We start from the raw sequence: 15,345 nt of genomic DNA, 5'->3' as shown, positions 1-15,345 counted from the left end.
GAGTGCGGGTCGATCATCCAGGTGATAGGGGCGGGGTCGGGGCGGACGTTCGACCTTGACGGGGCGCGTTACGGCAAGATCATTTTGTTGGTGGATGCGGATGTGGACGGGGCGCACATCCGGATTCTGCTGTTGACGTTGTTCCAGCGGTATATGCGGCCGATGGTGGAGGCGGGGCGGGTGTTCGCGGCGGTGCCGCCGTTGCACCGGATCGAGCTGAGTCAGCCGAAGAAGGGGCAGGACAAGTACGTCTACACGTACTCCGACCGGGAGTTGCGGGAGACGCTGCTGGAGCTGCAGCGCAAGAATGTGCGGTACAAGGAGTCGATCCAGCGGTACAAGGGTCTGGGTGAGATGGACGCGGACCAGTTGGCGGAGACGACGATGGATCCGCGGTTCCGTACGCTGCGGCGGATCAACATCTCGGATCTCGACTCGGCCGAGCAGGTCTTCGATCTGCTGATGGGCAACGACGTCGCGCCGCGCAAGGAGTTCATCACCAGCTCCGCGGCAACACTGGACCGCTCACGCATCGACGCGTAACGGCGCGTAGCGACGCCCGGTCGGCCACGGAACCCCGTCGGCACCCAGCAGCACAGGAGCCGTGATCTCCACCCCCGGGTGGAGATCACGGCTCCACCCGTGTTCAACCCCTGCTCCGATCCCGTGACCAGGACATTTCCGTAGCGTCGAAGGCGTCGGTCCTTCTCGGATCGGCCTCGTCCCGTTCGTCGTACGGAGGCTGACATGTCCGGGCTCACCAACGCACTGGTGATCGGCGCCGTCGTGGTGCTGGTGGTCGTCCGCCAGTTCAAGGCGCAACAGATCGGCACCGACAGGCGCTGGTGGCTGATACCGGCCGTGCTGGTCTTCCTGGCCGTGCGCGACCCCGACCTGATCGATCCCCAGCACCGCGTGGCATCCGTGACCCTGCTCGCCGTCGAACTGCTCGTCGGCCTGGCGATGGGGGCCGGCTGGGCGCGCACCTCGCACGTGTGGACCGAGCGGGACGGGTCCGCGTGGAGCAAGGGCACCAAGGCCACCGCCGTGGTCTGGGCCGTCGGCATCGGACTGCGGGCCGCCCTGTACGGAGTCGGCTCGCTGCTGGACGTGCGCCAGGGCAGCGCCACGCTGATGCTCGCCCTCGCCGCCACCCTGCTGGTCCGCAGCGGCCTGCTCGTGCTGCGCGCGGGCACCGGACGCCCGACGTACGGTGTTGCCGACCCGATGCGGAAGGAACCCGTGTGAGTGCGGACCGGTGGACGAGATGGCCCTCCCGCGAGGCGCTCACCTGGGCCGGGATGAGCATGGCCCGGCTGTGGTTCGTCAGGGTCCTGCGCGTGGTGATCCTCGCCGGCCTGCTCTGGGACGCCTTCCACGGGGACCGCGGCCTGCATCTGGTGGCGGGCCTCGGCATGGTTCTGGTCGTCGCGGGCGCGGGATGGGGGTTCTTCCGTGTCTCCTTCGCCCATCGCCTGGGGCCCTCCTTGGCGCTGATGGTGTTGCTCATAGGGGCCGCGTTCGTGGCGGAGGCCGGTGACTGGCGGGTGTTCGCCCTGGTCCTGTGGTGCGCATCCGGAGTCTGCGCCCTGGAGCGGCTGCCCCTGGTCGCGGCCGCGCCCTGCGTCCTCGTGGCCATGGCCGGGTACGCCGTGAACAGCGGCGACAGCTGGCCCGTCACGGCACTCGTGATCATCGGCCTCGTACTCGCCGGATACACCCTGCGCCTGGACGCGGAGGCGCGGGGCAGCGCCCATCGGCTGCTCGCCCAGGAGCGGGCCGCGCGCGCCGCCGAGGCGGAGTCGGCCGCGCTCGCCGAGCGGGCCCGCATCGCCCGTGAGATCCACGATGTGCTCGCGCACAGCCTCTCCGCGCAGCTCGTCCACCTGGAGGCGGCCAGACTGCTGATCGAGAAGGACGCGGCCAAGGAACAGATCCTGGACCGCGTGGTGTCGGCCCGGTCCATGGCCAGGGAGGGCCTCGCCGAGACCCGGCAGGCACTGTCCGCGCTGCGCGGGGAGATGACGCCGGTCGAGGACTTCCTGCGCGAGCTGGTCACGGCGGACCGCGCGGAGGTCGCCGTGACGGGGGAGCGGCGCGCCCTGCCCGCCGAGGCATCCCAGGCGGTGCGCAGAGTGGCGCAGGAAGCGCTGACGAACGTCCGCAAGCATGCGCCGGGCGCCAAAATCCAGGTGCGCCTTCAGTACGGGCAGGGCGAAGTGAGGCTGGACGTCAGGGACTCGGGCGGGCAGTCGCCGGGGGAACTCGCCGGCTCCGGGGCCGGGTACGGTCTGCTCGGGATGCGTGAGCGTGCCGAGCTACTGGGCGGATCCCTGGAGGCAGGGCCGGGCGAGGAGGGCTTCGTGGTGACGCTGAGGGTGCCGGGATGACGGGGAACGAAGGCACCGCGAGTGCACCGGGCGACAGCCCGGCCGGGGTGGCCGGGGGCGATGACAAGCCACTCGCGCGGGTGGTCGTGGTCGACGACCAGACCGTGGTGCGTGAGGGCATCGTGATGCTGCTGGGGTTGCTGCCCGGCATTGAGGTCGTGGGTTCCGGAGCCGACGGGATCGAGGCGGTCCGCCTCGTCGCCGAACTGGCCCCGGACGTGGTCCTGATGGACCTGCGCATGCCCCGGTGCGACGGCGCGGAGGCCACCCGGCGCATCCGTGCCGAGTATCCGGGGACGCAGGTCGTCGTGCTCACCACCTACGCCGACGACGATTCGCTGTTCCCCGCACTCAAGGCGGGCGCGCGCGGCTATCTGACCAAGGATGCCGGGGGTGAGGAGATCGTCCGGGCCGTCCAGGGCGTGATCTCGGGTGACGCGGGACTCTCCCCGCAGATCCAACGACGCCTTCTTGAAAGGCTGTCGGAGCCGGATGCCGCTCCGGCGGCGCCTCCCGACGGCCTCACCGTGCGCGAGACCGAAGTGCTCGTGCTGATCGCCGAAGGGATGTCGAACCACGAGATCGCCCGGGCGCTGCACGTCTCCACCGCGACGGTGAAGACCCACATCAACAACCTCTTCGCCAAGGCGGGCCTCAAAGACCGCGCGCAAGCCGTCCGGTACGCCTTCCGGCACGGACTGACCAAGCCGGAAGGGAGCTCGCGAACCTGACGAGGCTTCACCTGATGGGGTGAAGAGCACGGGGAGGGGAGTCAGGGAGCTTCCCGTTCTGCCCATCCTTGGGCACGTGGCCGAACAGGGCCGCGGACTAAGGAGAGTTCGGTGGAGAAGCACGACGGGCCCGATGTGGTGCCGGGCCGGGCCGAAGCCGGCCGGGGCCGGTCCGGGGATCTGAGGGATCCCTGGTACGACGCGCTCGCCTCCGGCTGGGGAGAACTGGACGGCACGGGGGCACCGGCTTCCGTGGTGCCGCCGGTGACCGTACCCCCGCAGCGGAGCGCGAGCCCGGCCGACATCTACCTCGAAGTGCAGCGCAGCGACGCCTTCCAGGAGGTGCGCGGCCGCTACCGCCGGTTCGTCGTCCCCGCCACGGCCGTCTTCTTCACCTGGTACGTCGCGTACGTCGTGGCCGCGACCGCGGCGCCGGACCTGATGGCACGTCCCGTCGCCGGCGCGGTGAACGTGGCGATGCTGGCGGGACTCGGACAGTTCCTCACGACATTCCTGCTGACCTGGGCGTACGCGCGGCACGCGCGGTTGCGGCGGGACCGGGCGGCGCTCGATCTGCGCTGGGCCGTGTTCGAGCAGAAGCGGGAGCAGGAGCAGGAGCGGCGACGGGAGACGGACGCGGCGCGGGCGCAGGGCACGGCACGGGAACAGGGGGCGTAGCGATGATGGGAGATCACCAGAGTCTCGCTCTTGTGCTGTTCGGCGTGTTCGTGGCGGTCACGCTCGCGATCACCACATGGGCGAGCCGCAACCGGCACGGCTCGGCGGAGGAGTTCTACGCGGGCGGACGCCTCTTCTCCCCCATGGAGAACGGTTTCGCCATCGCCGGCGACTACATGTCGGCCGCCTCCTTCCTCGGCATCTCCGGCCTGATCGCCCTCTTCGGGTACGACGGGCTGCTCTACTCGGTGGGCTTCCTCGTCGCCTGGCTCCTCGTGCTGTTCCTGGTGGCCGAACTGGTGCGCAACTGCGGCCGGTTCACACTCGGCGACGTCGTGGCCGCGCGGATGAAGGAGCGCCCGGTGCGGATCGCCGCGGGCACGTCCTCGGTGACCGTCTCCGTGCTCTACCTGGTGGCGCAGATGGTCGGCGCGGGCTCCCTCGTGGCGCTGCTGCTCGGCGGGACGAGCGAGGCGGCGCAGACCTGGACGGTGATCGGCGTCGGCGCGCTCATGGTGATCTATGTGTCGATGGGCGGGATGCGGGCCACCACCTGGATCCAGATCGTCAAGGCCGTCCTGCTGATGGGCGGGGCGATCGCCCTGACCGTGCTCGTCCTGCTGCGCTTCCACGGCGACTTCAACCAACTCCTGCGGAGCGCCGCCGACCGCAGCGGCCACGGCGACCGGTTCCTCGCGCCCGGCCTGAAGTACGGCGGTGACTGGACGGCGCGGCTCGACTTCATCAGCCTCGGACTCGCGCTGGTGCTCGGCACCGCCGGGCTGCCGCACATCCTGTCCCGCTTCTACACCGTGCCGACCGCCCGGGCGGCCCGCCGCTCGGTCGTCTGGTCCATCGGCCTCATCGGCGGCTTCTACCTGATGACGATCGTGCTGGGCTTCGGCGCGGCCGCCCTCGTGGGTTCGGAGGCGGTCCGCGGGTCGAACGCCGCAGGGAACACGGCAGTTCCGCTCCTCGCGCTGGATCTGGGCGGCGGCGCGGATTCCACCGGCGGAACGGTTCTTTTCGCGATCGTCGCCGCCATCGCCTTCGCCACGATCCTCGCCGTCGTCGCGGGCATCACGCTCGCCTCCTCCGCGTCCGTGGCCCACGACCTGTACGCGTCCCTGCGGCGACCGAACGCGAAGCCCCGCAGCGAGGTGGCGGTGGCTCGCCTGGCCGCGGCCGGGATCGGTGTGGTCGCGATCGGCCTCGGCCTGCTGGCCCGCGATCTCAACGTCGCGTTCCTGGTGGGCCTCGCCTTCGCGGTCGCCGCCTCCGCCAACCTGCCGGTGCTGCTCTACTCCCTGTTCTGGCGGAACTTCACCACACGCGGCGCGGTGTGGTCGGTGTACGGGGGACTCCTGCCCGCGCTCGCGCTGGTGGCCCTGTCGCCGGTGGTCTCCGGCGGGCCCAGCTCCCTCTTCCCGGGGGTGGACTTCCAGTACTTCCCCCTGGAGAACCCGGGCCTCGTCTCCATCCCGCTGGGCTTCCTCGCCGGCTGGTTCGGCTCGGTGACCTCGCGCGAGGAGGCCGACGAGGCCAAGCACGCGGAGACGGAGGTGCGCTCGCTCACCGGCGCCGGCGCGGCGTAGCGATTCCCTCCGCGGGCCCGAGGGCTACGGGCCGGTCAGCCGCTGGCCGCCCACGCGTAACGGTGCTCGGGGCGGCCCGTGTCGCCGTACTTGAGGCTCAGCCTGACCCGGCCCGTGCGCTCCAGGAGCTTCAGATAGCGCTGTGCCGTCTGCCGGCTCAGCTGTGTGCGGTCCGCCAACTCGTGGGCCGAGAGCGGGCCCTCCGCGGACATCAGCGCCCGGCGCACCAGCTCCGCCGTCGTGGGGGAGTGCCCCTTGGGCAGTTCGGGCGCGGGAGTCGCCGAGAGGGCACCGAAGATGCGGTCGACCTCGGCCTGCTCGGCCTCGCCGCCCCCGTCCAGCGTGCGCCGCAGCGTCGCGTACGCGTCGAGCTTGGCGCGCAGCCCCGCGTAGGAGAACGGCTTGACCAGGTACTGGAGGGCGCCGTGCCGCATCGCCGCCTGGACCGTGGCGACGTCGCGGGCCGCGGTCACCATGATCACGTCGGTCTGGTGGCCCCGCTCGCGCAGGCTGCGTACGACCGAGAGGCCCGTCTCGTCCGGCAGATAGTGGTCGAGCAGCACCAGGTCGACGGCGACATCGTCGACCAGGCGCAGGGCCTCGGCGGCGTTGTGCGCCTTGGCCGCCACGCGGAAGCCGGGGATCTTCTCCACGTAGGCGGCGTTGACATCCGCGACCCGGACGTCGTCGTCCACGACAAGGACCTCGATCATCGCGGCTCCTTCGGGACGCTGCTCATCGTCGCTCCTTCGTGCCGCCGGTCGTGCCGTCGGTCCTCGTGTGCGTCCGCGGTGGCGAGCCCGGGGTCGGTGAGCGCCTCGGGCAGGACGACGGTGAACTCCGCGCCCCCGTCCGGGGACGCACCCACGCGCGCGTTGCCGCCCTGCCGTTCGGCGAGTCTGCGCACCAGGGCGAGTCCGATGCCGCGTTTGCCGTGCGCCGGGGGCTCCTTGGTGGTCCAGCCCTCGGTGAAGATCGTCTCCCACTGCTCCGGGGGGACTCCGGGGCCGGAATCGTGCACCTGAAGGACCACGGTGCGCCCGTCGGCGCGCAGATCGACCTCCACGCGTGCGTGCGGGGTGCCCGCGGCGGCGTCGAGCGCGTTGTCGACGAGGTTGCCGACGATGGTGACGAGGCCGCCCGGGTCGACAAGCCGGTCGGGCAGGGTGGCGGCGCCCGGCACGGACAGGGTCACGCCCCGCTCCGCGGCCACGGTGGCCTTGCCGACCAGCAGGGCTGCCAGCAGCGGATCGCGGATCTTCTCGGTGATCTGCTCGGCGGTCACCCGATGGGCGCCCGCCACCTCACCCACGAACTCAGCCGCCTCCTCGTACATCCCCAGTTCGAGCAGGCCCAGGAGCGTGTGCATACGGTTGGCGTGCTCGTGGTCCTGGGCGCGCAGGGCGTCGATGAGACCGTGAGTGGAGTCGAGTTCGCGGCCGAGCTGTTCCAGCTCCGTGCGGTCGCGCAGGGTGGCGACGGCACCGCCGTCGTCGGTGGGCATGCGGTTGGCGACCAGGACACGCTGCCCGCGAACGGTCAGGAGGTCCGTGCCGGTGACCCGGCCGGCCAGGACGTCGGTCGTACGGCCCGGGCCCAGCGCGTCGTCGAGGGGCCGGCCGATCACCTCCGTGCCGAGGCCGAGGAGCCGCTGCGCCTCGTCGTTGAGCAGCCGGATCCGGCCTTCGCGGTCCAGGGCGACAACTCCTTCACGGATGCCGTGCAGCATCGCCTCGCGCTCCGCCAGCAGGGCAGAGATGTCAGAGAAGGCCAGGTCACGGGTCTGCCGCTGCACTCTGCGGGAGATCAGGTACGCGGCGAGGGCACCGACGGCGAGGGCCCCGCCCGCGTAGGCGAGCAGCCCGGGGATCGAGTGGACCAGGCGGGCCCGCACGCTGTCGTACTCGATCCCGACGGAGACGGCACCCACGATGTCCCCGTCGGCGTCCCGCAGCGCCACCTTGCCGCGTGCGGAGCGGCCCAGGGTGCCGTTGTCGATCTCCATGACGTCGCGGCCCGCCAGGGCGTCGCTGGGGTCCGTGGAGACGACCCTGCCGATCTGGTCGTGGTCGGTGTGCGACCAGCGCACGCCTTCCTTGTTCATGATCACGACGTACTCGGCGCCGCTCGCCCGCCGGATCCGGTCGGCCGCTGCCTGGACGGGGCCGTCGGTCGTGGGCCGCGAGGCCGCCAGGTCCTCGGCGATCCGGGGCTGGGCGGCCGTCGTCTGTGCGATGGCGAGCGCGCGGCGCATCGCCTGGTCGTCGAGCTGATCGCTGAGCGGCGCGAGGAAGAGGCCCGTGGCGAGCACCGCGACCCCGGCGGCGATGGCCAGCTGCATCAGCAGCACCTGCGAGAACACTCGCCGCGGCAGGCCGAGGCGGAGGCGTCGCGCGGGGGAGGTCGGGCTCATGGGTACGAACGGTACGGCCGTGAGCGGGCTACTCCGAAGCCAGTGTGGCGGGGATCTCTCGTACGCGGGGTCTACGGAGAGGGCGTTTTCACTGGGCCTGTGTGCGGATCCGGGCCAAGGAGGGCGTGACGCCGGGCTCGGGCTCCGGGCCCGGCTCGACCGGAGCGAGGCATCCCGGCCGGTGTGCCTGGAGCCGGCCCTCGGGACCAGCTCCCGAGAAGCAGGCCTTCGGGGGCAGCTCCCGAGTCAGGCTGTCCCGGCCTCGACCGCGCGTACCGCCACCACGTCCATCCGCGCGGGCGACCCGAGGGCCGCGCCGCAGCTCTCCGGGCGGGGCGGCAGCGAGGCGCCCTGCTCGACGGTGACCCGCCACCGGCGGCCGTCGGCGTGGGCGACGGTCACGTTCCGGGCCGAGGCCACGTCCCGGGCCGGGGCCGTGCCGTCCGTCCCTACGACACTGAGGACCCCGGCCGCGTCCTCGCCGGTCGCCGTGCGGACCGCCAGCTCGGCGGCCTGGCCGGGGCGATCCCACGCGGAGTTGCCCCGGCAGCCCTCGGTGACGACGCGTCCTGCGGCCGCCGCGCCGAGGATCTCCTTGACGGCAGGCATGCCGGTGCGGCCGTACGCGTATCCGTGGGGCAGTACGAGCAGCGTGGGGGAGAAGCGATGGCCACCGAGATGAGTGATTTCCCAGATGCCCTGTTCACCTGAGGCGGTGAGTTCGGCGGCGAGCGGCCTGCCGAGCAGGGCACAGCAGCGGTCGCGCTTGCCGTTGGTGCAGACGAGGGCGAGCGGGGCGCCCGTGTGCGGGGTGCCGAAGCCGCCGTGGTCGCCGGCGCCGAGGGCCGCGAGGTCGAGGTCGAGCAGGCCGCGCGGGTCGTCGACCACCGCACCGCGCAGCCACGTGCGGCCGGGAACGGTGTGCGCGACGTACACCTGATGCCGGCCCTGCGCGTGGCAGTCCGCGTGACGACCGGGGCGACGGATGAGGGCGACGCGCACGCCGGTCCCCTCGGAGGCCCTCTCCAGGGCGCGGCCGACCTCCGGGTCGAGATGGCTGGACGTCAGCGCCTTGGCGCCCCAGGGGCCGGGCTGTTCCAGCAGAAGCCATGTCCTGGCGGTGGCCGCGGTGCCCGCGAGAGGCTCGTCAAGGTCCCGCGATGCGGTGGCGCACGTACTCACGCAGGCGAGCCTAACGCGCGTGCCGCCCAGGGCCGGGCCGAAGGCCCGCGTCGGCCCGGGAGCCGGTCGCAGAGGCGGAGGTGGTCGATGAGGGCATCGGCTGGGGCGGGCGCAGACCGACGTACTGGCCGCTGGGCCGCATACGCAGCGGCCGCTCCTCGTACTCCTCCAGGGCGTGCGCGATCCAGCCCGCCGTGCGTGCCACCGCGAAGATCGTCTCGCCCGCCTCCGCGGGCATCCCCGAGGAGACCGTGAAGACGGCGAGGGCGAGATCGACGTTGGCCCGCAGGTCGGTGTGGCGGGCGGTGGTGGCCACGATGTCGCGTGCCGCGGCGAGGGCCGGGCCCGCCTTCGGCATCACCTCCAGGAGGGCGAACAGGGCCTGCGCGCGCGGGTCCTCGCCGGGGTACAGGCGGTGTCCGAGCCCGGGTACGCGCCGTCCCGCGCGGAGCTCGTCGGCCACCACGGGAGCCGCGCTGCCCCGGTCGAGCACGTCGAGCAGCATGCGGTGGGCGAGACCGCTCGCCGCACCGTGCAGCGGGCCCTCCAGGACGCCGAGCCCCGCGGACACCGCCGCGTAGGGGTGGGCGCGCGCCGACGCGGCGACCCGTACGGCGAGCGTCGACGCGGCGAGGTCGTGGTCGACGAGCAGCCCGAGGGCCGTGTCCAGGGCGTGCAGCGACGCCTCGTCGGGCTTGGTGCCGGTCAGCCGGGCCCAGAGGCGGCGGGCCAGGGGGCCTTCGTCCCGGTGGCCGGACGGGACCGGGGGGAGCGCGGCGACGAGGGTGGGGATCAGTGTGCGTCCGGTGCCGATGACGGCCTCTTCGGAGAGGTCGAAGCGGAGCGGGTCGGCGGCCGCCGCGGAGATGGCGGCGACGCGCAGCCGGTCGGTCGGTCCGCTGTGCTCGGGCAGCGCGTTGACGGCGCGACGGGCCGCGGAGGTGGTCTCCCTGGGAGCGGTGAAGCCGGCTCCGGGGCGCAGGACACCGGTCCACAGCCACTCGGCGACCTCTTCGTAGGAGTGGTTCAGGGCGAGCCCGACGGCGTCGACTCCGCGGAAGTAGTAGCGGTCCTTCTCGATGAGGGTGATGCGGGTGCGCACGGAGAGTTCGTTGCCCGTGGCCGGCGTCGCGGGCTCCCGGCGGTTCCTGCGGGCCAGCGCCTCGACCTCCTTGGCGTCGAACGTGCTGCCCCGCGCCCCCGGGCCGCGGCGGCTGCTGAGCTGTCCGCGGCTCACGTACGCGTACACGGTCTCGGGCTTCACGCCGAGCAGCTCGGCGGCTTCCTTGGTGCTGAGCCGTCGGCCTTCGTGCGTGGTTCCTTGATCCGTCATGGGCGTCACCGTATCCGTATCCAGACGTCTGCATTGATGTATTGATTGAATCAATATTGACAGGAATCCAGTCAAGCATGGACAGTCGAATCAAGTCCATGGAGGAAGTCGAGGAATCACATGCCGATCAATGGCTCCGCCGCCGCCCCCGCCGAGCGCACCGCCCCCGTCGAGGTACCGCGAGGGCTCGCGGGCGTCGTCGTCACCGAGACCCAACTCGGCGACGTCAGGGGGCACGAGGGCTTCTACCACTACCGCCAGTACTCGGCCGTCGAGCTCGCGCAGAACCGCAGCTTCGAGGACGTCTGGCACCTGATGTTCCACGGCGAGCTGCCGGATGCCGGACAGAGTGCCGCCTTCACCGCGCACACCGCATCGCTGCGCCACCTGCCCGACGAGGTGCGCGACGCGCTGCCCGCCATCGCCCGCGCGAGCGCGCTGTCGGGCCCGCTCTCCGGGCTGCGCACCGCACTGTCGCTCTTCGGAGCGTCGAAGGGCTTCCGTCCGGTGTACGACCTCGACGACGAGCGGCGCCGGACCGACGCCCTGGCCGCGTCCGCCGTGGTGCCGACCCTGCTGACCGCGCTGTACCGGCTCGGACAGGGGCTCGACCCCGTCGAACCGCGCGACGACCTGTCGTATGCCGCCAACTACCTCTACATGCTCACCGGTTCGGAGCCGGACGCGGACCGCGCCCGGGCGATCGAGCAGTACTTGATCTCCACCATTGACCACGGGTTCAACGCGTCAACGTTCACGGCTCGGGTCATCACGTCGACCGGCGCGGATGTGGCGGCCTGTCTGGTGGGAGCGGTCGGTGCGCTGTCGGGTCCGTTGCACGGCGGTGCGCCGAGCCGGGCCCTCGACACCCTCGACGCGATCGGCACGCGCGACCGCATCGACGGCTGGATCCGTGAGCGGGTCCTCGCGGGCGACCGCATCATGGGCTTCGGGCACCCCGTCTACCGGACCGAGGACCCGCGCTCGCGCATGCTGCGGGGCATCGCCCAGCAGTTCGGCGGCGAGATGGTGGAGTTCGCGGTCGAGGTCGAGCGGCACGTCGAGGCGATCCTGGCGGAGCTGAAGCCGGGGCGCGCGCTGCACACGAATGTGGAGTTCTACGCCGGCGTGGTCATGGAGCTGTGCGGCCTGCCCCGCGAGATGTTCACGCCGACGTTCGCGTCCGCGCGAGTGATCGGCTGGAGCGCGAACATCCTGGAGCAGGCGCGGGATTCGAAGATCATTCGTCCGGCGGCGCGGTATGTGGGGGCGGAGGCTCCGGTGCCGGTGCCGCCCGCCCGCTGAGGAGAGTGAACGCTTCCTTGAGTCAGGGGGCCTGGCCGCTACCGAGCGCCCAGGCCCTGTGGTTCGCCCATGTCCTGTGGCTCGTCGATGTCCTGCGGTTCGTCGCCGTGAGGCTCTGGAGCTCCGGTCCACTGGTGCGGACCCGGGACCGGAGCGTCGGCTCATCGATCAGACATCAGGGATGTCGATCTTGGCTCGAAGTAGTGTCTCGCGCGTGATGACCACGATCCGCTCGTCACTTGAACGCCCCGCGTCGGACGGGAGTTTGCTGTCGAGTGCCGCGGTCCGGTCGGCGCCGATGACGGCGAAGGAGCCGTCACTCAGCTCGAAGATGTCCGGGCACGTGTTGCCGTCGAGGCTGCCGCGCTGACGAGGTGAGGCGCCGATGCGGCGGGTGATGTCTGGAGTGGTCACGATCGGTACGTTGCCATCCACCAGGGGGTAGAACTTGCCGATTTCACTCGCGGAGACAGGCGAGAATAAGCCAACCTGCGTGAGGGTGTCGGCACGGGGCGTCGGGTCAGGGAGCGTGCGGCGGGGTGCCGGGCGCAGGCGGGGTGAAGTAGGCGGCTGCCGAGATCGGCGGCCCACTGGCCACGGCGGCCGCGAAGGCCTCGTCGGCGATGCGGACGAAGGCGCGCATCCGGCGGTCGGAGCCCGATTCCGAGAGCCGGTGCCATGAGGGCCCACTGTTCGCCCAATAGGCACGGCCGATCTCGCCGCGGAAATAGTCCTGCATCAGAACGCGCAAGGTGGGCTCGTCGCACAGGTTCAGTGCGAAATCGCTGCTCCACATGCTGACGATCAGATTACTCACCAGGAGTTGACGCCAACGCTCGCGCGTCATGGGTGTATTGGGCGGCTCCCAGCACAGAAGGAAGTCCGGGTCGCTCAGAGTGAGTGCGGTGAGCTCGCGGTGCGCGGAACGGTGGGATTCCACGTTCTGTATCCGGGTCTGCCGCGCTTGATGGGCTATGGAGAGGACGACACCGACCAGTGCGGCGGCCGAGAACAGCACGGAGAGCGCGCCGTACGTCTGGCTGATGTCGCTCAAGCGGTTCCAATTCATTCCGCGCGGCGCGAGGGCGTCGAGCAGGAAAGGGGTGGCCGCGATGATCGCGAGCGAGGCGACGGCCGCGCCGCCCCAGGTCGCCGTGGAGCGGCGCCTGCCGCTGAGCCGTGCCACTGGGGCGCCTCCTCCCGGCCTCCCGGTCGAGGTGAGGCCGTCCATCCGTGTGCGGAGTCGGGTGGGCGGTACGAGGGTCCAATCGTCTCCGTACCGCCCACCTGTCGGCTACCGGTCCGTCCGGCTACACGTCGGGAATATCCACCTTGGCGCGAATCAGCGTTTCCCGGGAGACGACCACGATGCGCTCATAGTCAGCCCGCCCCGCGTCGGGCGGCAGCTCCGGATCCAGTACATGAGTGCAGTCGGTACCGATGACGGCGAAGTTCCCGTCGGACAGCTCGAAAATGTCGGGACAGTTCTGCCCGCCGAAGCAGTATCGCTGGTTCGGGGGCACACCGATGCGGCGCACGATCTTCAAGGGGATCCCAGTCCTGTTGTCTCGGTGGACGTGTTGCGCGGGTACGTTAGCGCCACAGTTGGGTTAATGCGCCGATACGACTTCTTTCGGTGACAGGTGATCCGTCTGTTACTCGGGCGGCGTGCCGACCACCCACCATTCCTCGGTGTCGGCGTCGTCCAGTTCATGGATCAAGTGGTCCACCATGCGGCCGACCCGGGCCTCTACGGAGCCCTCCTCCAGGCTCGCCCGGGCGGCCCGGGTCACCTCCCAGTACTCGCGGAAGATGGGATTCTGGAGTGTGCCGCGAAGGTGACCGAAAAGCTCCACCCGGCTCACGTTGCCGATGCGGTAGGCGAGCAGGGCATTGGTGTAGAGGGCGTTCGCGAAGAGGAATTGGCGGTGCTTGGTGGGTGGCACGGAGCCCTCGTACGTGTCGAGCACCGCGGCCAGCTCCGGGTCCTCCATCGCCTTGCTCAGCAACTCCCACTGAAGACGCTGCTGGTTGGCGAGGTCGACGTGCCGTTGCTGCTCGCTGCGGTCCGTCTGCTCACACCGCTCGAGCCGCAGCCGCAGCTTCTTGAGCTGGTGGTGCTGGGCGATGAGCGTACTGACGGTGCCGACGGTCAGGGCCAAGCCTGCCGCGGCGGAGCCGGCCCCCCGTATCCATGATTTCTGTGTGGCCATGTCAACCCCCGAATCGGCGACCGTCCGCCGGTCGTCGGATGCGGGTCGACAGGGAGCGGACCGGCGAGCGGTGGGCGGTGCGCTTGCCGCCTCCCAGGGTGCCGAGCGGCTCTGATCGGCGGGGAGGCGGAGAGGAGGCGCACGGAAGGAAGCAGTGGTCGCAGATCCCGGCGCCGTGCCTAACGTGTGCCCCGCGAGCGCCGCTAACAATCGTTCACTCCGCGACCCGGCTACGCGCACCTATCCTGGGGCTGTCTTCATTCGTCGTACGGGATCCACCGCGGTCCGTACCAGCGTCGACACGAGAGGTCCGCGTTGCAGAGGTCCGCGTCGCACCACCGTCAGATCCCCGTCGTCGTCCTCGCCGGCTTCCTCGGCTCCGGCAAGACGACCCTGCTCAACCATCTGCTCCACCGCAGCGGCGGCAGCCGGATCGGGGCGATCGTCAATGACTTCGGCTCGATCGAGATCGATGCCATGTCGGTCGCGGGACAGCTCGGCGACTCGACCGTCTCGCTGGGCAACGGCTGCCTGTGCTGCGCCGTGGACGCGAGCGAGCTCGACGTCTACTTGGAGCGCCTCGCCGCGCCCGCCGCGGGGATCGACGTCATCGTCATCGAGGCGAGCGGGCTCGCCGAGCCGCAGGAACTCGTGAAGATGCTGCTCGCCAGCGAGAACGCGAACATCGTCTACGGGGGACTCGTCGAGGTCGTCGACGCCGCCGAGTTCGACGCCACCAGGGAGCGGCACCCCGAGGTGGACCGGCACTTGGGCCTCGCCGATCTCGTCGTGGTCAACAAGGCCGACCGGGTGCCCCCGGAGGAGTACGAGCGCGTGCTCGGTGTCGTCCGCGGGCTCGCGGGCCGCGCGGCCGTCGTCCCCGCCTCCTTCGGCCGTGTCGACGTGGAGCTGTTCTTCGACCGCGCGCCCGTGGGGGAGCGGGTCGGGCAGCTCTCCTTCGACGACCTCCGGGACGACGAGGCGGGCGATGCGGAGGGCGGTTCGCGGGACTGTTCGGACCGAGGGCACCAGGGGCACGGCCACTCCCACGACCACCTGCACTCCGCCTACGAAAGTCTTTCCTTCACCTCCGACGTGCCCCTGGGGCCCCGCCCCTTGATGGCCCTGCTCGACAGCAGGCCCGAAGGGCTCTATCGCATCAAGGGGTACGTCGATTTCGGCCCCGCCGACCCGCGCAACCGCTACGAGGTGCACGCCGTGGGGCGGTTCCTGCGTTTCTACCCGGAGCCGTGGGCGCCCGACGCGCCTCGGCTGACCCAGCTCGTGCTCATCGGGTCGGGCGTGGACGTACCGGCCCTGGAGAAGGAGCTCGCGGCCTGTCGCGACTACGCCCCACAAGCCGATGAACGCGGCATGTGGGGCGTACTGCGGTACGTCCAGGAGCCGGACGTTCAGGAACCGGTGCGGGAGTCGGAGCGGGAGTGGGAGCTGGAGTCTGGCGTTCCGGAGCCGGACGAGAACGCCGGCTCCGGAGACTGAGCCCG

Annotated in this window: 16 protein-coding genes; 8 read left to right on the top strand and 8 right to left on the bottom strand. The window is 71.0% G+C overall.

What is annotated here, in order from left to right; genetic code table 11:
• The 6 genes from ACZ592_RS17690 to ACZ592_RS17665 all read left to right on the top strand — a co-directional run.
• A partial coding sequence (locus ACZ592_RS17690) for a toprim domain-containing protein (RefSeq protein ID WP_471582446.1) occupies positions 1-543 on the top strand: 543 nt, incomplete at its 5' end.
• A 204-nt stretch (positions 544-747) separates the two neighbouring features.
• Positions 748-1,248 carry a DUF1453 domain-containing protein gene (locus ACZ592_RS17685; RefSeq protein ID WP_471582445.1) on the top strand — a complete coding sequence of 167 codons (501 nt, stop codon included), beginning with the start codon at positions 748-750 and terminating at the stop codon, positions 1,246-1,248.
• Complete coding sequence (locus ACZ592_RS17680; protein ID WP_471582444.1) at positions 1,245-2,390, top strand: sensor histidine kinase; 1,146 nt, start codon at positions 1,245-1,247, stop codon at positions 2,388-2,390. Before ACZ592_RS17685 ends, ACZ592_RS17680 begins: the two co-directional genes overlap by 4 nt.
• Entirely contained in the window at positions 2,387-3,121 is a 735-nt protein-coding gene (locus ACZ592_RS17675; protein WP_471582443.1) for a response regulator, read from the top strand. The genes ACZ592_RS17680 and ACZ592_RS17675 overlap by 4 nt, the downstream gene beginning before the upstream one ends.
• A 111-nt stretch (positions 3,122-3,232) precedes the next feature.
• Positions 3,233-3,799, top strand: coding sequence for a DUF485 domain-containing protein (locus ACZ592_RS17670; RefSeq protein WP_471582442.1), 567 nt, complete (start codon positions 3,233-3,235; stop codon positions 3,797-3,799).
• A 2-nt stretch (positions 3,800-3,801) separates the two neighbouring features.
• Positions 3,802-5,394, top strand: a complete 1,593-nt coding sequence (locus tag ACZ592_RS17665; protein WP_471582441.1) for a solute symporter family protein — start codon at positions 3,802-3,804, stop codon at positions 5,392-5,394.
• Between the two features lie 35 nt (positions 5,395-5,429).
• Here ACZ592_RS17665 and ACZ592_RS17660 read toward each other — a convergent pair whose 3' ends face one another.
• From ACZ592_RS17660 to ACZ592_RS17645, 4 genes are all read right to left on the bottom strand, one after another.
• Complete coding sequence (locus ACZ592_RS17660) at positions 5,430-6,107, bottom strand: response regulator (protein WP_471582440.1); 678 nt, start codon at positions 6,105-6,107, stop codon at positions 5,430-5,432.
• Positions 6,104-7,807, bottom strand: coding sequence for a sensor histidine kinase (locus tag ACZ592_RS17655; RefSeq protein WP_471582439.1), 1,704 nt, complete (start codon positions 7,805-7,807; stop codon positions 6,104-6,106). The genes ACZ592_RS17660 and ACZ592_RS17655 overlap by 4 nt, the downstream gene beginning before the upstream one ends.
• A 246-nt stretch (positions 7,808-8,053) precedes the next feature.
• On the bottom strand, positions 8,054-8,989 hold the full coding sequence (locus ACZ592_RS17650) for a sucrase ferredoxin (RefSeq protein ID WP_471582438.1): 936 nt from the start codon (positions 8,987-8,989) through the stop codon (positions 8,054-8,056).
• 10 nt (positions 8,990-8,999) lie between these two features.
• Entirely contained in the window at positions 9,000-10,322 is a 1,323-nt protein-coding gene (locus ACZ592_RS17645) for a citrate synthase family protein (protein WP_471582437.1), read from the bottom strand.
• A 120-nt stretch (positions 10,323-10,442) separates the two neighbouring features.
• Here ACZ592_RS17645 and ACZ592_RS17640 point away from each other — a divergent pair, with 120 nt between their 5' ends.
• Complete coding sequence (locus ACZ592_RS17640) at positions 10,443-11,627, top strand: citrate synthase/methylcitrate synthase (RefSeq protein ID WP_471582436.1); 1,185 nt, start codon at positions 10,443-10,445, stop codon at positions 11,625-11,627.
• A gap of 168 nt (positions 11,628-11,795) precedes the next feature.
• Here ACZ592_RS17640 and ACZ592_RS17635 read toward each other — a convergent pair whose 3' ends face one another.
• From ACZ592_RS17635 to ACZ592_RS17620, 4 genes are all read right to left on the bottom strand, one after another.
• Positions 11,796-12,041: a hypothetical protein gene (locus tag ACZ592_RS17635; protein WP_471582435.1), complete on the bottom strand. Its 246-nt coding sequence runs from the start codon at positions 12,039-12,041 to the stop codon at positions 11,796-11,798.
• Between the two features lie 106 nt (positions 12,042-12,147).
• Positions 12,148-12,813, bottom strand: a complete 666-nt coding sequence (locus ACZ592_RS17630) for a DUF6082 family protein (protein ID WP_471582434.1) — start codon at positions 12,811-12,813, stop codon at positions 12,148-12,150.
• 124 nt (positions 12,814-12,937) lie between these two features.
• On the bottom strand, positions 12,938-13,174 hold the full coding sequence (locus tag ACZ592_RS17625; RefSeq protein WP_471582433.1) for a hypothetical protein: 237 nt from the start codon (positions 13,172-13,174) through the stop codon (positions 12,938-12,940).
• A 108-nt stretch (positions 13,175-13,282) separates the two neighbouring features.
• Positions 13,283-13,840 carry a DUF6082 family protein gene (locus ACZ592_RS17620; RefSeq protein WP_471582432.1) on the bottom strand — a complete coding sequence of 186 codons (558 nt, stop codon included), beginning with the start codon at positions 13,838-13,840 and terminating at the stop codon, positions 13,283-13,285.
• A 315-nt stretch (positions 13,841-14,155) separates the two neighbouring features.
• Between ACZ592_RS17620 and ACZ592_RS17615 the strand changes: the two genes are divergently transcribed.
• Complete coding sequence (locus ACZ592_RS17615) at positions 14,156-15,340, top strand: CobW family GTP-binding protein (RefSeq protein ID WP_471582431.1); 1,185 nt, start codon at positions 14,156-14,158, stop codon at positions 15,338-15,340.
• Positions 15,341-15,345 lie beyond the last annotated feature (5 nt).

It is taken from the genome of Streptomyces sp. NPDC040622 (assembly GCF_055593965.1).
Note: the sequence above shows the minus strand (reverse complement) of the source record. Positions and strands in the feature narration are given on the sequence as shown.